Origin of the sequence: Streptomyces sp. NPDC050732 (assembly GCF_040654255.1) — a bacterium.
Lineage (GTDB): Bacteria > Actinomycetota > Actinomycetes > Streptomycetales > Streptomycetaceae > Streptomyces.
In genome coordinates, this window is sequence record NZ_JBFAHP010000004.1 from 65,999 (window position 1) to 82,274 (window position 16,276).

Annotated in this window: 15 protein-coding genes; 9 read left to right on the top strand and 6 right to left on the bottom strand. The window is 72.7% G+C overall.

Annotated features, from left to right (window positions below; all coding sequences use genetic code 11):
- Positions 1-6: 6 nt before the first annotated feature.
- Positions 7-1,344 carry a sugar ABC transporter substrate-binding protein gene (locus AB0H82_RS05095; protein WP_362988933.1) on the bottom strand — a complete coding sequence of 446 codons (1,338 nt, stop codon included), beginning with the start codon at positions 1,342-1,344 and terminating at the stop codon, positions 7-9.
- A 301-nt stretch (positions 1,345-1,645) separates the two neighbouring features.
- On the opposite strand from AB0H82_RS05095, the gene AB0H82_RS05100 reads away from it, so the two are divergent.
- From AB0H82_RS05100 to AB0H82_RS05130, 7 genes are all read left to right on the top strand, one after another.
- A complete protein-coding gene (locus AB0H82_RS05100; RefSeq protein ID WP_362989261.1) occupies positions 1,646-2,635 on the top strand; it encodes a LacI family DNA-binding transcriptional regulator in 990 nt (329 codons plus the stop codon).
- A gap of 60 nt (positions 2,636-2,695) precedes the next feature.
- Positions 2,696-3,712 (top strand): hydroxyacid dehydrogenase, encoded by a 1,017-nt coding sequence (locus tag AB0H82_RS05105; RefSeq protein ID WP_362988935.1) that lies wholly within the window; start codon positions 2,696-2,698, stop codon positions 3,710-3,712.
- Positions 3,709-5,628: a DUF2264 domain-containing protein gene (locus AB0H82_RS05110; protein WP_362988937.1), complete on the top strand. Its 1,920-nt coding sequence runs from the start codon at positions 3,709-3,711 to the stop codon at positions 5,626-5,628. Before AB0H82_RS05105 ends, AB0H82_RS05110 begins: the two co-directional genes overlap by 4 nt.
- 20 nt (positions 5,629-5,648) lie before the next feature.
- The gene (locus AB0H82_RS05115) at positions 5,649-6,509 is read left to right on the top strand and encodes an ABC transporter ATP-binding protein (protein ID WP_362988938.1); all 861 of its coding nucleotides are present in this window, start codon (positions 5,649-5,651) and stop codon (positions 6,507-6,509) included.
- Positions 6,506-7,486 carry an iron-siderophore ABC transporter substrate-binding protein gene (locus AB0H82_RS05120; RefSeq protein WP_362988940.1) on the top strand — a complete coding sequence of 327 codons (981 nt, stop codon included), beginning with the start codon at positions 6,506-6,508 and terminating at the stop codon, positions 7,484-7,486. The genes AB0H82_RS05115 and AB0H82_RS05120 overlap by 4 nt, the downstream gene beginning before the upstream one ends.
- Positions 7,487-7,490: 4 nt before the next feature.
- Positions 7,491-9,557: an iron ABC transporter permease gene (locus tag AB0H82_RS05125; RefSeq protein ID WP_362988941.1), complete on the top strand. Its 2,067-nt coding sequence runs from the start codon at positions 7,491-7,493 to the stop codon at positions 9,555-9,557.
- 168 nt (positions 9,558-9,725) lie between these two features.
- Positions 9,726-11,231, top strand: coding sequence for a SulP family inorganic anion transporter (locus AB0H82_RS05130; RefSeq protein WP_362988943.1), 1,506 nt, complete (start codon positions 9,726-9,728; stop codon positions 11,229-11,231).
- A gap of 17 nt (positions 11,232-11,248) precedes the next feature.
- Here the strand turns inward: AB0H82_RS05130 and AB0H82_RS05135 are convergent, their stop codons facing one another.
- A complete protein-coding gene (locus AB0H82_RS05135) occupies positions 11,249-12,373 on the bottom strand; it encodes an agmatine deiminase family protein (protein WP_362988945.1) in 1,125 nt (374 codons plus the stop codon).
- Between the two features lie 105 nt (positions 12,374-12,478).
- Between AB0H82_RS05135 and AB0H82_RS05140 the strand changes: the two genes are divergently transcribed.
- The gene (locus tag AB0H82_RS05140; protein ID WP_362988947.1) at positions 12,479-13,063 is read left to right on the top strand and encodes a helix-turn-helix domain-containing protein; all 585 of its coding nucleotides are present in this window, start codon (positions 12,479-12,481) and stop codon (positions 13,061-13,063) included.
- Positions 13,064-13,283: 220 nt separating this feature from the next.
- Positions 13,284-13,694, top strand: coding sequence for an STAS domain-containing protein (locus AB0H82_RS05145; protein WP_362988949.1), 411 nt, complete (start codon positions 13,284-13,286; stop codon positions 13,692-13,694).
- 24 nt (positions 13,695-13,718) lie between these two features.
- On the opposite strand, the gene AB0H82_RS05150 is transcribed toward AB0H82_RS05145, so the two are convergent.
- From AB0H82_RS05150 to AB0H82_RS05165, 4 genes are read right to left on the bottom strand one after another with little or no spacing between them, the layout of a single operon-like run.
- The gene (locus tag AB0H82_RS05150) at positions 13,719-14,276 is read right to left on the bottom strand and encodes a VanZ family protein (RefSeq protein WP_362988951.1); all 558 of its coding nucleotides are present in this window, start codon (positions 14,274-14,276) and stop codon (positions 13,719-13,721) included.
- Between the two features lie 41 nt (positions 14,277-14,317).
- Entirely contained in the window at positions 14,318-14,710 is a 393-nt protein-coding gene (locus tag AB0H82_RS05155) for a DUF2267 domain-containing protein (RefSeq protein ID WP_362988952.1), read from the bottom strand.
- Positions 14,711-14,737: 27 nt separating this feature from the next.
- Complete coding sequence (locus AB0H82_RS05160; protein WP_362988953.1) at positions 14,738-15,232, bottom strand: hemerythrin domain-containing protein; 495 nt, start codon at positions 15,230-15,232, stop codon at positions 14,738-14,740.
- A complete protein-coding gene (locus AB0H82_RS05165; RefSeq protein ID WP_362988955.1) occupies positions 15,232-16,191 on the bottom strand; it encodes a YihY/virulence factor BrkB family protein in 960 nt (319 codons plus the stop codon). The genes AB0H82_RS05160 and AB0H82_RS05165 overlap by 1 nt, the downstream gene beginning before the upstream one ends.
- Positions 16,192-16,276: the final 85 nt, after the last annotated feature.

A 16,276-nucleotide genomic window follows, 5' to 3' on the forward strand; every position in this document is an offset into this window, starting at 1 on the left:
GTGGGGCTACTTGACGGTGAAGCCCTGTTCCTTGCCGTACTTGACCGACGCGTCCTGCCAGGACTCCAGGCCCTGCCGCAGGGTGGTGCCGCTGACGTACGCCTTGCCGACGGTGTCGTTGAAGACGCTGTTCGCGTAGACCTGGTAGGGCAGGTAGGACCAGCCGGGTACGACCTGTTCCGCGGACTCGGCGAGGACCTGGTTGATCCGCTGGCCGCCGAAGTACGCGACCTTCCTGTTCCGGAAGGCCCGGGAGCCGAGGTGCTCGGTGGTGGCGGGGAACGTGCCCTGGTCGATGCGCGTCTGCACGCCCGCCCCGACGGTGGCGTACTTGAGGAAGGCGTACGCCAGCGTCTTCTGATCGCTCGCCTGCATGACGGCCAGCGAACTGCCGCCGTTCTCGGCGGACTTGGCGGCTCCGCGCTCCCACTGGGGCATGGGCGCCACGCGCCACTTGCCCGCCGCGGCCTTGACCCCGGACTGCAGGCTGGACGGCATCCACGCGCCGATGACCAGGGTGGCGATGGTGCCGTCGCCGAGGCCCTTGTACCACTCGTCGGTCCAGGACGTGACGGACGCGAGGAGCTTGTCGTCGATGAGCCGCTGCCAGGAGGCGGCGAACCTCTTGCTGCCCGCGTCGGCGAAGTCCACACCGACGTCGGTGCCGTCGACACGGTAGGGCTTGCCGCCGGCCTGCCAGATCATGCTGGTGGTGAAGCCCGCGTCGCCCGTGTCGTTGGTGATGTACGCCTTGGGGTCCGCGGCGTGCAGCTTCTCGGCCGCGGCGAAGTACTCCTCCCAGGTCTCCGGCACCTTGATCCTGTGCTTGTCGAAGACTTCCTTGTTGTAGAACAGGGCCATCGGGCCGGAGTCCATCGGCAGCCCGTACACCCCGTCGGTCCCGGCGCGCACCGCGGTCCAGGGGCCCGGCGTGAAGGAGCTCTTCAGCTTGTCGGCGCCCAACTCGGAGAGGTTCGCGAGGGACTTGGCGAGGGTGAACTGCGGCAGCGCGTAGTACTCGATCATGGCGATGTCCGGGACGCCCTTGCCGGCCTTCACGGCGTTCTGGAGGGCGGTGTACTCGTCGGTGTTCGTACCGGCGTTGACCAGGTCGACCTTCACCTTGGGGTGCTCGGCCACGAAGTCCTCGGCGACCTGCTTCATCGGCTCGTTCCAGGACCAGACGGTGAGGCTGCCGCCGGCCTTCAGCGCGGCCTTCAGGTCGGCGTCGGACAGCGGCTCGGCACCCGAACCGCCCTCGTCGGACGAGCCGCAGGCGCCCGCGGTCAGCGAGACCGACAGGGCGGCGCCCATCAGCAGGGCCTGGCGCCGGGATATGGCCATGGTGGTGTTCCCTTTCGTACGCGTGCACGGTGCGGGGGAGACGCGGGTGGTTACGTAAACATGAGGTGTGGACACGAGCGGCCGGGCGGAATGTTTACGTAAACTTCGGTAGCGCGTACGGTGGCACCCGTCACATCGGCGGGTCAAGGTTTCTCGCACGTAAAGTTCCACGCGGTGCCCGCGGGGCGGAGGAGGAGAGGCGATGGGGCTGCACGAAGAGGGGAGCCCCCTCCCCGGCCACGGCGGCGCGCAGCGGGGCGGCTCGGGGATTCCCGGCGGACGGCGCAAGCAGCGCGTGTCCATGGCCGACGTCGCGAAGCGGGCGGGCGTCTCCTCCCAGACGGTCTCCCGGGTCTCCAACGGCCACCCCGGCGTGGTCGCGGCCACCCGCGAGCAGGTCCTGGCGGCCATGCGCGAACTCGGCTACCGGCCCAACAGCGCGGCCCGCGCCCTGCGTTACGGACAGTTCAACACCATCGGCGTCATCCTCCTCAACCTCTCCGCGACGGGCCGCAGCCAGACCGTGGGCGCGATCTCCACCCACGCGGCGGCGGAGGGGTACGCCATCACGATGATCCCCATCGACGTGCCGACCCAGGACAACGTGCTGGGCGCCTTCACCAGGATGGGCGAGCTCGCCGTCGACGCCGTCATCGTCTTCATCGAGGTGCACCTGCTCGACGCGGGCACGGTGACGCTGCCGCCCGGCGTGCCCGTCGTCGTGGTGGACACCGACTCCGGCGACCGCTACCGCGTGGTCGACACCGACCAGGTCGGCGGCGCCCGGCTCGCCGTCCGCCACCTGCTCGACCTCGGCCACGAGACCGTCTGGCACGTGGCGGGTCCGGAGGAGTCGTTCGCCGCCCAGCGCCGCGCCAGGACCTGGCGCGCCACCCTGGAGGAGGCCGGCCGCCGGGTCCCCGAACCGCTGAGCGGCGACTGGTCGGCCGACTCGGGCTACGCGGCGGGCCTCACCCTCGCCGAAGTCCCGGACTGCACCGCCGTGTTCGCCGCCAACGACCAGATGGCGCTCGGCGTCCTGCGGGCCTTCCACGAGCGGGGCAGGTCCGTCCCGGCCGACGTGAGCGTGGTCGGCTTCGACGACGTCCCCGACTCCGCCCACTTCGTGCCGCCGCTGACCACGGTGCACCAGGACTTCACGGAGGTGGGGCGCAGGAGCGCGGTGGAGGCGCTGCGGCAGATCCGCGAGCGGACACCGGCGACCCCCGGCACCGACCTGGTGCCGACCCGGCTCGTGGTGCGCGAGAGCACCGCACCGGCCCCGCGCTGAGAGCTCCCCGAGCACGACAGCACGACAGCACATCGCACCGCCCGTTCCACGAGGAGGAAGATGTCACCGTCCCACCGGCCCCGGGCCGCTCTCGCCATGTCGCGGAAGGCGGCCGAGGCCGTCCTGGAGCCGTCGGCCCTCGACGCCCTCGCGCGGACAGTGGCGCTCGAACCCCCGCCCGTCCTCGACGACTTCGGCACGGACCGCGCGAAGGCCGTACTGGCCGGCACCGAACTCCTCGTCACCGGCTGGGGCTGCCCGCCGCTCACCGCCGACGTGCTCGCGGGCGCCCCCGCGCTGCGCGCCGTCGTCCACACGGCGGGCTCCATCCGCGCCCATGTCACCGAGGCGTGCTGGGAACGCGGCATCGAGGTGTCGTCCGCCGCCGCGGCCAACGCGCTGCCCGTCGCCGAGTACACCGTCGCGATGATCCTGCTCACCGGCAAGCGCGTCCTGGAGAGCGCCCGCGACTTCCGCGTCACCCGCACGGAGGTGGACTGGCTGCGCACCTCACGCGCCACCGGCAACTACCGCCGCACGGTGGGCATCCTCTCCGCCTCGCTCATCGGACGCCGCGTCATCGAACTGCTGCGCCCCTACGACCTGCGGGTGCTGCTGCACGACCCGTACGTGTCGGCGGACGACGCCGCCGCGCTCGGCGTGGAACTCGTGCCGCTCGACGCGCTCTTCGCGGACAGCGACACCGTGAGCGTCCACGCGCCTTTGCTGCCCGCCACCCGAGGCCTGGTCGGCCGTGAACTGCTCGCCGCCATGCGCCCCGACACCGTGCTCATCAACACCGCTCGCGGCGCCGTCGTCGACCAGGACGCGCTCACCGAGGCCGTCACCGAGGGCCGCATCCGCGCCGTGCTCGACGTCACCGACCCCGAAGTCCTGCCCCCCGACCACCCGTTGTGGGACGCCGACAACGTCCTGCTCACCCCGCACCTCGCGGGCTCCCAGGGCAACGAATGGCGGCGCCTCGCGGAGGCCGCCGTGGACGAGGTGCGCCGCTGGACCGCGGGCGACGGCTTCGCCCACCCCGTACGGCAGGACAGGATGGCGTACCTCGCATGAGCCGGCACACGACCCCTGCGCCCTGGCAAGTGCCCCCTCTGGACCACCACTTGAGCCCTCATACGGGGTACACGCGCGCCCACTGGGAGGCCGCGGCCGACGGTCTGCTGCACGCGGCCTGGCGATGGTCCACACCTGGAGGCGCGCTCCTGGACCTGCCGGGCCGGCCGTCCGTGTCGGGCGTGCGCTCCGACGGCCTTGAGGGGTACGCTCGTACGTTCCTGGCGGCGGCGTTCCGCGTGGCGGGGGCCGGCGGCGACGACCCGCACGGCTGGCTCGACCGCTACGCGCGAGGCCTCGCCGCCGGCACCGCCGCCCCCGGCCGCCACGACACCGAGTCCTGGCCGCTCGTCCTGGACCACCACATACAGGGCCAGCCCATGGTCGAGTCCGCCTCCGTGGCGCTCGGTCTGCGCCTGACCCGGCCGTGGCTGTGGGACCACCTCGACGAGCCGGTACGGGACCGGGCGGAGGCCTGGCTGCGCGGCGCCCTGCGCCACGTGCCCGCCCCCAACAACTGGTATCTCTTCCCCTACACCGTCGCCGCCTTCCTCGAATCGGTCGGCCGCGGCGACGAGGAGACGCGGTGGGCGCGGGAGCGGGCGCTGGAACTCCTGGAGGGCTGGTACGTCGGCGACGGCTGGTACTCGGACGGCGACGGCCGCGCCTTCGACCACTACAACGGCTGGGCGCTGCACCTCTATCCGGTCCTTGAGGCCCAACTGGCCGGGGACAAGGCGCTGTTGGACCGGCTCGGCCCCCGGCTCGGCGCGCACCTGGCGGGCTACGGCCACCTCTTCGGCGGCGACGGGGCCCCGGTCCACTTCGGCCGCTCCCTCGCCTACCGGTTCGCCGCCGGGGCGAGCGTGGCCCTCGGCGCGATCACCGGCCACACCCCCCTGACCCCCGGGGCCTCGCGGCGCCTGATCAGCGGAGCCCTGCGCCACTTCCTGGACCGCGGCGCGGTGGACGGCGACGGCCTGCTGACCCTCGGCTGGCACGGCCCGCACGAGCCGACCGTCCAGCGCTACTCGGGCCCGGCATCCCCGTACTGGGCGTCGAAGGCGTTCGTCGCGCTGCTGGCCCCCGCGGACCACGCGCTGTGGACCGCCACGGAAGAGCGCGCTCCCGTCGAGACGGCCGACCACGTCCTGGCGCTGCCCGGCCCCGGCCTTCTGGTGCAGTCGACGCGCGCCGACGGAATCGTCCGCCTCCACAACCACGGCAGCGACGACGTGCGCCCGCACGAGGGGGAGTCGGCCGGGCAGCATGACCCCCTTTACGGCCACCAGGCGTACTCCACGCACACCGGCCCGACAGCGCCCGGGAACATCCCCGACAACCACTTCGCCGTCGAGGTCGCCGGTGTCCCCAGCGTCCGCCGCCGCATCCACCCCCTGGGCAGCGGCCCCGACTGGGCGGCGTCCTGGCACCGCCCCGTCTTCACGGAGGGCCCGCCGATGGTGCCGGGCCTGCGCGTGGAGAGCGTGACGGTGGCCCGGGGCCGGTACGAACTGCGGGTGCACCGCGTGACGGGCGCCCCGCCCGGAGCCCGCGCGACCCAGACGGGCTGGGCCACGCCCGCCGACGGACCCGTGCGCGGCCACCTGCACGCCCTGCACGGCTGGACGGCCCGGGACGAGATCCGCGCACCCCGAGGCACGGCGTACGCGCGCTCGGTGCACGTCCCCCGGCTGACCGCGGAGGTCACCGGCCCCGCGCTCTTCGCCGCCCTGGCCACCCTCACCGGAGAACCGGGCCCGACCCCGCTCCCCGAAGCGGTGAGGGTGGTCGGGGCGACTCCGGACAGCATCGAGTTCCAGTGGCCGGACGGCTCCGTCACACGCGTCCAATTCAATCTGGCCGAATATCCCCTTGTATCGAACAGTTGGGGGCCTGTTTCGCGCCACGGTTAGGTTAGGCTAACCTCTGCCGCGTGCATGAAGGTGAAGAGACCGACACGGCCACGCGCCCCCAGGGTCATCAACTGTCGGCCACGGGCGTCACCGTGGCGTACGAAGGCGTCGACGTCGTCCACGACGCCTCGATGACCCTGCGGCCCGGCGACGTGACCGTCCTGGTGGGACCCAACGGAAGCGGCAAGTCGACGCTGCTGCGCACGCTCGCGCGGCTGCAGCGGCCCCGCACCGCCACCCTCGTCATCGACGACGGCACCGACGGCCTCGCCCTCAGCGCCCGCGAGTTCTCCCGCCACGTCGCCCTGCTCACCCAGGGACGCCCCACACCCAGCGGTCTCACCGTGCGGGACGTGGTCGAATTCGGCCGCTACCCGCACCGCGGCCGCTGGGGCAAGGCAGACCCGGGCGGCCGGGCCGCGGTCGACCGGGCGCTCGCCCTGACCGGCGTCGCCGACCTCGCCGAACGCGGGGCCGAGCACCTCTCCGGAGGACAGCTCCAGCGCGTCTGGCTCGCCGGCTGCCTCGCCCAGGAAACGGGCGTGCTCCTGCTCGACGAACCGACGAACCACCTCGACCTGCGCTACCAGGTCGAACTCCTCGACCTCGTGCGGGACCTGGCGGACGACCACGGCATCGCCGTCGGCGCCGTCCTGCACGACCTCGACCAGGCCGCGGCGGTCGCCGACCGGATCCTGCTGCTCGACGCCGGACGCGTCGTCGCGGACGGCGACCCCGCGGACGTACTGACACCGGGGCGGCTCACCGACACGTACGGCATCCGTATCGAAGTCGACTCCGACCCCCTCACCGGCCGCCTGCGCACCCGCGCCATCGGCCGCCACCACTCGCGAAGCGAAAGGCTCAGCACCACCTCATGAGACGCCTCCTGTTCACCGCGGCGGCCGCCACCGCCGCGGCCCTCGCCCTGTCCTCCTGCGGCACCACCGAGCCCGCCGCCGACGACGCGAAGAAGACCGCCGACTCCATCACCCTCACCGACGGCACCGGCACGAAGGTGAAGCTGAACGGGCCGGCCAAGAAGATCGTCGGCACCGAGTGGAACGCCGTCGAGAGCCTGATATCCCTCGGCGTCGAGCCGACCGGCGTCGCCGACGTCAAGGGCTACACGACCTGGGACACCGCCGCCCCGCTGAAGAACGACCCCAAGGACGTCGGCACCCGCGGCGAGCCGAGCATGGACACCATCGCGTCCCTCAAGCCCGACCTCATCATCGCGACCACCGACCTGCCGGCCGCCGCCGTCAAGCAGTTGCGGGAGATCGCCCCGGTCCTCAACCTGCGCCCCGCCGACGCCGCGGACCCCATCGGCCAGATGACCGAGAACCTCGACCTCCTCGCCAAGGCCACCGGCACCGAGAAGCGGTCCGCGCAGCTCAAGAAGGAGTTCGAGGCCAAGCTCGCCGAGGGGAAGAAGAAGCTCGCCGCCGCCGGTCACGCCGGCACGAAGTACGCCTTCGCCGACGGCTACGTCACCGGCAACCAGACCTCCATCCGGCCCTACACCAGCGGCTCGCTCATCGGCGCCGTCAACGAGAAGCTCGGCCTGAAGAACGACTGGTCGGTCAAGGGCGACAAGGCGTACGGCCTCGGCACCACCGACGTCGAAGGCCTCACCAAGCTCGACAAGAACGTGCAGTTCGCCTACATCGGCAATGACGGCGACAAGAGCAGCAACCCGTTCACCGGCGTCCTGAAGAAGGACAAGGTGTGGACCTCCCTGCCATTCGTGAAGAAGGGCAACGTCCACCGGCTGCCCGACGGCGTCTGGATGTTCGGCGGCCCCGCGTCGATGAACCAGTACGTCGACTCCGTCGTCGAGGCACTGAAGAAGTAACGCCATGGCCGTCACCGCGACCACCCCGACCACCCGTCCGTCGGCAGCCGCGTCCCGCACGGGCGCGGCCGCGGTGACGGCCGCCCTGCTCCTCCTCGTCGCCGCCCTCGCGGTCGTCGACATCACCCAGGGCACGGCCGCCGTCGGCCCGCCCGAGGTGTGGAAGGCCCTCACCGGCCGGGCCGACCCGGGCGACGCCTCCGTCGTCATCGCCTCCCGGCTGCCGAGGATGACCGCGGCGCTGCTCGTCGGCGCCGTGCTCGGCACGGCCGGCGCCGCCCTCCAGGCCATCAGCCGCAACGTCCTCGCCTCGCCCGACACCCTCGCCGTCAACGCGGGCTCCTACCTCGCCCTCGGCCTCGCCGCCGCCACCGGCATCTCGCTGCCGCTCCTCGCCTCCTCCGGCATCGCGTTCGTCGGCGGCCTCGCCGCGGCGGCCGTCGTCCTCGGCCTCTCCGGCCTCGGCGCGGGCACCGTCCGGCTCGTCCTCGCGGGCAGCGCCCTCACCCTCGGCCTCACCGCCGTCACCGAGGGACTCCTCCTGCTCTTCCCGGAGGAGACGCAGGGCCTCTACAAGTGGAACCAGGGCAGCGTCGCGCAGAACGGCTTCGACGGCGTCCTGCAGACGGCACCCATCGGCGTCGTCGGCCTCATCGGCCTGGTGCTGCTCGCCCGCAGGGTCGACGCCCTGGCCCTCGGGGACGACGCCGCGCGCGGCGTCGGCGTGCCCGTCCGCGCCACGCGCGTCACCGCCGTCGTCCTCGCCGCCCTGCTCTCCACGTCCGCCGTCACCCTCGCGGGACCCGTCGGCTTCGTCGGCCTGTGCGCCCCCGCCCTCGTCCGCCCGCTGGGCCGCAGGTTCCGGGCGTTCACCCGGTCACGGGCGCGCCTGCCGCTCGCGGGCCTCGCCGGGGCGGCCCTGGTGCTCGGCTCCGACGTGCTGCTGCGCGCCGTCGTCCCCTCGGACCTGGCGGTCGCCGTACCGACGGGCGTCGTCACCAGCCTGGTCGGCGCCCTCTTCCTGATCGCCATGGCCGCGCGCGTCCGGGACACGGCGGGCGCCGCACCGCCCGACAAGCTGCGCATCCGCAGCCGTACCGCGTTCATCGGCACGACCGCCGTCCTCGTGGCCGTCCTCGTCGGCCTGACCGTCGCCGCCGTGCTCGTCGGGGACAGCAAGCTGCTCCTCGGCGACGTCGTCAACTGGGCGCAGGGCAGGGCGGGACAGACCGTCTCCTTCGTCCTCGACACCCGGGTCCCGCGCGTCCTCGCCGCCCTCCTCGCGGGCGCGGCCCTCGCCCTCGCGGGCACCCTCATCCAGGCCGTGACCCGCAACCCCCTCGCCGACCCCGGCATCCTGGGCGTCACGAACGGCGCCGCGGTCGGTGCCGTCCTCCTCGTGACGACGGTGCCCGCGGCCGGCTCGTGGAGCGTCGCCGCCGGTGCCTTCACGGGCGCCGCGGTCAGCGCGGTCATCGTCTTCGGCCTCGCGGCGAAGGGCGGGTTCCGGCAGAACCGGCTCGTCCTCGTCGGATTCGGCGTCGCCACCGGATCGGCGGCCGTCGTCAGCCTGCTCATCATCCTCACCGACCCGTTCAACGCGACGAAGGCACTCACCTGGCTCGCGGGCTCCACCTACGGGCGGACCCTGCCCGACGTGGTGCCGCTCGCCGTCGCCCTCGTCGTCGGCCTGGCCGTCGCGGTCGCGCGCCGCACCGAACTCGACCTCGTGTCGCTCGACGAGGACACGCCGAGGCTGCTCGGCCTGAACCTGGGCCCCGGCCGCCTGGGCTTCCTCGTCCTCAGCGTCCTGCTGAGCGCCACCGCCGTCGCCGCGGCGGGCACGATCGGCTTCGTCGGACTCGTCGCGCCGCACGCGGCCCGCGCCCTCGTCGGCCGCCGGCACGTCCGGGTGGTGCCGGTCGCGGTGCTCCTCGGGGCCGTCCTCGTGTGCGCCGCGGACCTGGTGGGCCGCACGGCGATCGCCCCGGCCCAGCTCGGTGCCGGACTCATGACCGCCGTCATCGGCACGCCGTACTTCCTCTACCTGCTCGTACGGAGCCGCCGCTGAGGGCGGCCGGCTGTCAGGCGCGGGTAAAGTGGGTGAGCCTCGGGGGCGGCTTCGGTGCCGCCCCGGCGAAGACCGATGTCAGCCTTCGCCCCTGCAGCGGGCGTACGAAGTCCTCCGCTCGCCCCCCTCACGACACCGGGCGCGCCCGAGCACGACAGGTAACCCTTCTTGCCCACGTCCGCACTGTCCCCGGCCGCACGGCTGCGCGGTCTCAAGCCCGACTGGCTGTCCGACCCGAAGGTGTGGCGCACCGAGATCCTGGGCGGTCTCGTCGTCGCCCTGGCGCTGATCCCCGAGGCGATCTCGTTCTCGATCATCGCCGGGGTCGACCCGGCGATCGGCCTCTTCGCGTCCTTCACGATGGCCGTCACGATCTCGGTCGTCGGCGGCCGCCGCGCGATGATCTCCGCGGCGACCGGCGCCGTCGCCCTGGTGATCGCCCCGCTCAACCGCGAGCACGGCCTCGGCCATCTCGTCGCCGCCGTCATCCTGGCGGGCGTCTTCCAGATCGTTCTCGGCGCGCTCGGCGTCGCCAGGCTGATGCGGTTCGTGCCGCGCAGCGTGATGGTCGGCTTCGTCAACTCCCTCGCCATCCTCGTCTTCATGGCGCAGGTCCCCGAGATGCACGACGTGCCGTGGGCCGTCTATCCGCTGATCGCCGGCGGCCTCGCGCTCATGGTGTTCTTCCCCAGGGTCACCGAGGTGGTCCCCGCGCCGCTCGTGTCGATCGCCGTCCTCACCGCGGTCACGGTCGCCGCGGGCATCGCCGTGCCGACGGTCGGCGACAAGGGTGAGCTGCCCTCCGCGCTGCCGGTCCCCGGCCTGCCCGACGTGCCCTTCACCATGGACACCCTGACCACCATCGCCCCCTACGCGCTCGCCATGGCGCTGGTCGGCCTGATGGAGTCCCTGATGACGGCCAAGCTCGTCGACGAGATCACCGACACCCACTCGTCCAAGACCCGCGAGTCCATCGGCCAGGGCATCGCCAACATCGTCACCGGGTTCTTCGGCGGCATGGGCGGCTGCGCCATGATCGGCCAGACGATGATCAACGTGAAGGTGTCCGGGGCCCGCACCCGGCTCTCCACGTTCCTGGCGGGCTCGTTCCTGATGGTGCTGTGCATCGTCTTCGGCCCGGTCGTCTCCGACATCCCGATGGCCGCGCTGGTCGCCGTGATGGTGATGGTGTGCTTCGCGACGTTCGACTGGCACTCCATCGCCCCGAAGACGCTCAGGCGGATGCCCGCCGGTGAGATCACCGTCATGGTCGTCACCGTGGTCTGCGTGGTCGCCACCCACAACCTCGCCGTCGGCGTCGTCGTCGGCACCCTCACCGCCACGGTCATCTTCGCCAGGCGCGTCGCCCACCTCGCGAACGTCACCGCGGTCCCCGGCCCCGACGCGCGCACCCTGGTGTACTCCGTGACCGGTGAGCTGTTCTTCGCCTCGTCCAACGACCTCGTCGGACAGTTCGACTACACCACCGACGCCGACAAGGTGGTCATCGACCTGACCGCCGCCCACATCTGGGACGCCTCGTCCGTCGCCGCGCTCGACGCGGTCGAGACCAAGTACGCGCGGCGCGGCAAGGCCGTCGAGATCATCGGCCTGAACACGCCGAGCGCCGAGATCCACGGGAAGCTCAGCGGCGAACTCACCGGAGGCCACTGACCCGGTCGCCCGGTGGTTCAGCCGACCGGGCGGCCCGGCTGGTCGTGCGTGGCGCAGTGGATGCCCCCGCCGCCGGAGGCGATGGTGTCGATCCGCACCGGCACGACGTCCCGCCCGGGGAAGTGCTCCCGCAGGATGCTCCGGGCGCGGCTGTCGGCCCGGCGGTCCCCGAACCGGGGCATGAAGACGGCACCGTTGGCGACGTAGAAGTTGATGTACGTCGACACGAAGTCGTCGCCGCCGCCCGTGATCCGTGCCAGGTCGGGCTGCGGCAGGCCGACGACCTCGAAGCGCCTGCCCTTCGCGTCCGTCGCCCCGCTCAGGACGCCCTTCGCCTGGTCGGCCGCGCGCGACCAGACGTCGGCGGGCGTGTCGGGGTGCGCCCTGTCCAGGAGCACCACGCCCGGCGCGGTGAACCGTACGAGGCTGTCGACGTGCGCGTCGGTGATGTCCTGCCCGCGCACGCCGGCCAGCCAGACGGCCTTCTCGATGCCCAGGGTCCGCTTCAGCTCGGCCTCGATCCGGTCCCGGCTCTTCCCGGGGTTCCGGTTGCCGTTGACGACCGAGCTCTCGGTGACGAGGAGCGTGCCCTCGCCGTCGGTCTCCAGGGACCCGCCCTCGGCGACCAGCGGCGCCTTCCTGCGGGGGATGCCGTACTCGGCGAGAAGGGTGCGGCCCACCCGCGCGTCGCGGGTGTGCTCCTGCTTGTCGCCCCACCCGTTGAAGTTGAGGTCGACACCGGTGACCTTGCCGCCGTCCTCCACGAACACGGGCACCGTGTCACGGGCCCACAGGTCGTCGACGGCCAGCGGCACGACCTCGACGCCGCTCCCGCACGCCTTCCGGGCGGCCGCCACCCGACCGGGCCCGGCCAGCATCACGACGTGCTCGTACTCCGCGACGGCACGGGCCACGCGAGCGATGTCCTCGCGTACGGCGGGCAGGTCATCGCCCCACACGGAGCGCAGCGCGGGCCACGCCATGAAGGTGCGGGCGTGGCTCTCCCACTCGGCTCCCATGCGCGGGCCCGGGGCCGCCGCGTCCTTCTCGTCGGGGCCGCACGCCGGGGCGCCCAGAGCGACGGCGCCGACTCCGGCGAGCATGCGGAGGGCCGACCTGCGGGGCGGGGGACGGTGGGACACGGTGAGCTCCGGTCATCGGGCGAGCGGGGTTTCCGCTCCCGACTCTGACACGGACTGAAAATTCAGTCAAAGAACGGCGGGGACGGCCCGGTAGGGTGCGGTTCCATGGCGCCCCGCACCACCCGGATCCTCGAAGCCGCCGCACGGCTCATCGCCCGCCGTGGCGTCCGCGGCCTGCGTGTCGAAGAGCTCGCCGCCGAGGCGAACGTCTCGACCGGCCTGATCTACTACCACTTCAAGGACCGCACCGGGATCCTGCGGCACACGCTTGAGTTCATCAACGCCCGCGCCGAGCGCTACACGACCGCCCGCGGCACGGACGCCGGGCCGCTCACGCCGCGGGAGGAGCTGGAGGAGGTCCTCCTCCTGGAGCTGCAGGACACCCCGGAGGTCAGGGAGAACAGCTCGGCCTGGGGGGAGTTGCGGGCCAGCGCCGTCTTCGACGAGGTGCTGCGGGAGGACCTGGCGAGGGCGACCCTGGTGTGGGTGCAGGAGGTGGCGGCCCTCATCGGCCAGGTGCGGCCGACGGCCCCGGCCCCCGCCCTCGCCGCGGCGGGCGAACGCCTCACGGCCCTCCTCGAAGGGCTCAGCACGCGCTGGCTCAGCGGCGGGCTTGGGCTGGACCACGCGCGCGAGCTGATGCGCGGAGCGGTCCGGGCGGAGCTGGCGCTGCTGGAACCGCCCGCCTGAAAGTCTGGTCAGCCGGACGCGGCGGCTGCCACAGGTCGCGAAAGTGGAGTAGACCAATGGTTCCGGCGCCGTCGGTGAGCAGTCGGAGCCCTCTGCAGGGCCCGGGCGCCCCATGGAAACCCTTGGCAGCGGTCGTCACAGCGTGGTATAGACGTATGAAAGAAGCACCTCTTCGGCCGCCTCGGGCCGATGGACGGCGTACCGCCGGAAGGTCTCTCCCGTGCATGCTGACGAACACGCTCCCGCCCCCGCTCCGGCCGCGGCGGGAGCGCTGAACCCCCGCAGGACACTCCGGCTCCCGTATCCGGGCACGGCGCGCAGACTGCGGCGCGCGGGCATAGCGTGTGTGACCGTCACGGGCTGCCGGGTCCGCGTGTCCCTCCGCGGCGAGATCACCGCACGCGAAGCCGACTCGCTCGCCGCGCAGCTGCGCACGCTGGTCGAGGACGGCTGCCGCCATCTGACCGTCGACCTGTCCGAGGTCACCTACCTGGCGCGGGAGGGCGCGGGCGTCTTCTTCGGGACGCTCAGGGCCCTCAGGGCGGTGGGGGGCTCCCTCGCCGTGCGGGGCGCCTGCCCCCGCACCGCGGCCACGCTGCACTGCCTGGGCATGGGCCGTCTCGCGGAGTAGCCAGGACCGGGCGGCCGTGCCGGCTCAGGCGTCCGCCGCGTCCCGCTTGGTGAAGCGGTGCCACCAGTGGCGCCGCCGGGGGTGCACGGCCCGCCCCAGGCGACGGCCCAGGACGAGATAGCCCAGCAGGGCCCCCGACGTGTTGAGGATGACGTCGTCGATGTCGAAGGTGCGGCCCGTCACGAACGCGCCCTGCGCCAGCTCGACGAGCACCATGGTCACCGCGGTGGCGAGGCCCACCCGCACCAGCCCCCGCGTACCGGGGAGCACGACGGGCAGCAGCATCCCGAACGGCACGCCCAGCAGGATGTTCCCGCCGAGCTGCTTGACGGTGTCGCGGAACGCGGGCTGCGCGAGGTACTCGTCGATGGAGTCACCCGGCGTGAAGTTGCTGTGCGTCAGCGCCTCGGACCCCGCGGACGGCTCAAGCGTCAGCCGGGCGAGCACCACGCCGAACGCGACCATGCAGACGAAGGCCGCCAGCATGGTCACCGCCCGGGCCAGCGGCCGCAGCGGTGCCGCGCGCCGTTCTCCGGCGTCGTCGGCCCGCCCGCCGGTTCTCGAACGATCTCTCCGTGCCATCAGCGCCTCCAGGGAAGGACCGGGTGGACCGTGCCGTCCGTTCAGATCGGTTCGGTGCGGCCGAACAGACCCGCGTGCCCCGGCGGGAGCTGGGTGAGGACGCGGCGCAGCAGCGCGTCGTCCGCCGCCCCCGCGACGATGCCGAGCACGGCGGTGACGGCGCGGCGCGCCCCGGCCGTGTCCTCGCCCGTCCGCGCGGCCACCGCGTCGACGAAGCCCGAGGGCGGCAGCGGCTCGCCGGCCGGCTCCGCGTCGGCCAGCAGCGTCCCGCACCCGGCGGGCAGCAGCCGGGCCAGGTCGGTGCGATCGTCACCCACCAGGTGGGCGCCGAGGACTGCCAGTACGTTCTCCACGGCTCCCGCCGCCTGCTGACGGCTGGTGAAACCGCCTCGCTCCCGCACCTGCTCCAGCAGCTCTTCCAGGGATATGCCCATGCTGAGCTCCTTCCGGCCCGGCGGCGGTCAACCGCTCACGTAGCGGCGTACGTTGTCGATGTCGCCGCAGCGCGCCCGCAGCTGCCGGCAGCGCTCCTCGGCGAACGCGGCGCCCAGCCGCACCCGGCACGCGCGCGTGACGCTCTCCCGGGTGTCCACGAGCAGCGTCCCCTCCGTCTCCCGCGTGTACTCGGTCACCGCCGCGACGAGTTCGTCGAGTCTGTCGTCCCAGGCGTGCGGAGCGCCCGCATGGGCCTCGAACAGATCGAGCAGCGCCTCCGCGCCCTCCTCGTGCGCCGCCACGCCGCGTTCGATGACCTCCTGGTCGATGCCTTCGTACCGGGTGAGTTCGGGATAGACCTCGGACTCCTCGGCGCTCACATGGGCGACGTACAGATCCGCGAACTCGTGGAGCGCGTGGGAGCGGACGGTCTCCGTGCCGCTGCGCAGCTGACCGAGCAGATCACCCGCGATCCGGTGGTCCTTCAGGATCAGCTCGACCACGTCCTGAGATGGGGACATCAGTGCCTGCCTCTCTGGTCCGTTCTGGCTCCGATACCCGGAGCGGGCAAGCTGATGCGTGGTGTGCGCGAGGGGAGTGACATGTCTTCCCGGGCGGACCGCGCGCGTTCCACCTCCACCGTGAACTGTGCCCCGGCGAGCAGGGCGAGGTTGGACACCCACAGCCACACGAGGAAGACGACGACGCCCGCGAGGGATCCGTACAGCTTGCCGTAGGTTCCGAAGACGTTCGCGTACAGCGTGAACAGGCCCGAGGAGAGCAGCCAGAGCAGGGCGGACAGCATTCCGCCGGGCAGGATGTGGCGCCAGCCGCGGGCCTCGGGCGGCGCGTTGCGGAAGAGGACGAGGACGAGCAGCAGGACCAGGCAGACCAGCGCGGGCCACTTCAGGACCGCCCACGCCGTCTGCCCCGCGTCCCCGAGGCCGATGCGCCGCCCCACGCCCTCCGCGATCGAACCCGTGAGGACGAGCAGCAGCGCGCTGGCGGCCAGCAGGGCCAGCAGCGTCAGCGCGGTCATGAGCACCCGGTGCGCCTTCCGCAGGGTGGGCCTGCAGTCCTCGACGCCGTGCATCGCGTGCAGCGCCCGGCGGAACACGGCCGCGTAACTGGAGGCGGACCACAGCGCGCTGACCGCGCCGGCGATCACCACCGTGAGCGCCGCGGAGCGCGCCTCCGCCATCTCGCTGAGCGATGCCTGCAGGGAACGGCCCGATTCCGCGGGCGCCCAGTCGGTGACCTCGGCGATGAGCTCCTGGGTCGTGGCGGGACTGACGAGACTGATGAGGCTGACGGTGACGAGCAGCGCCGGAAGCACCGCGAGGATCGCGTAGTACGTCAACGCCGCCGCCCAGTCCGACACGTCGTCGTTCCACATCGACACGGGCGTGCGGCGCAGGGCGGTGCGCCGCAGGGGCCAGGCCGACGCGGCGGTGGGGCCGGCGGGCGGTGAACTGTCCATGAGGGCCGCTCTTTTCTCGCGTCTCGGCGGCGCGGGTGCCGCCTTGCTTCCCTTGCTCGGACACGCGGCGCGGGGCGGTGTGACG

Excerpts from the sequence above, each read along its gene's own strand:
- AB0H82_RS05095 (WP_362988933.1), bottom strand. The coding sequence starts at position 1,344 with ATGGCCATATCCCGGCGCCAGGCCCTGCTGATGGGCGCCGCCCTGTCG.
- AB0H82_RS05100 (WP_362989261.1), top strand. The coding sequence starts at position 1,646 with ATGGCCGACGTCGCGAAGCGGGCGGGCGTCTCCTCCCAGACGGTCTCC.
- AB0H82_RS05105 (WP_362988935.1), top strand. The coding sequence starts at position 2,696 with ATGTCACCGTCCCACCGGCCCCGGGCCGCTCTCGCCATGTCGCGGAAG.
- AB0H82_RS05110 (WP_362988937.1), top strand. The coding sequence starts at position 3,709 with ATGAGCCGGCACACGACCCCTGCGCCCTGGCAAGTGCCCCCTCTGGAC.
- AB0H82_RS05120 (WP_362988940.1), top strand. The coding sequence starts at position 6,506 with ATGAGACGCCTCCTGTTCACCGCGGCGGCCGCCACCGCCGCGGCCCTC.
- AB0H82_RS05125 (WP_362988941.1), top strand. The coding sequence starts at position 7,491 with ATGGCCGTCACCGCGACCACCCCGACCACCCGTCCGTCGGCAGCCGCG.
- AB0H82_RS05140 (WP_362988947.1), top strand. The coding sequence starts at position 12,479 with ATGGCGCCCCGCACCACCCGGATCCTCGAAGCCGCCGCACGGCTCATC.
- AB0H82_RS05150 (WP_362988951.1), bottom strand. The coding sequence starts at position 14,276 with ATGGCACGGAGAGATCGTTCGAGAACCGGCGGGCGGGCCGACGACGCC.
- AB0H82_RS05155 (WP_362988952.1), bottom strand. The coding sequence starts at position 14,710 with ATGGGCATATCCCTGGAAGAGCTGCTGGAGCAGGTGCGGGAGCGAGGC.
- AB0H82_RS05160 (WP_362988953.1), bottom strand. The coding sequence starts at position 15,232 with ATGTCCCCATCTCAGGACGTGGTCGAGCTGATCCTGAAGGACCACCGG.
- AB0H82_RS05165 (WP_362988955.1), bottom strand. The coding sequence starts at position 16,191 with ATGGACAGTTCACCGCCCGCCGGCCCCACCGCCGCGTCGGCCTGGCCC.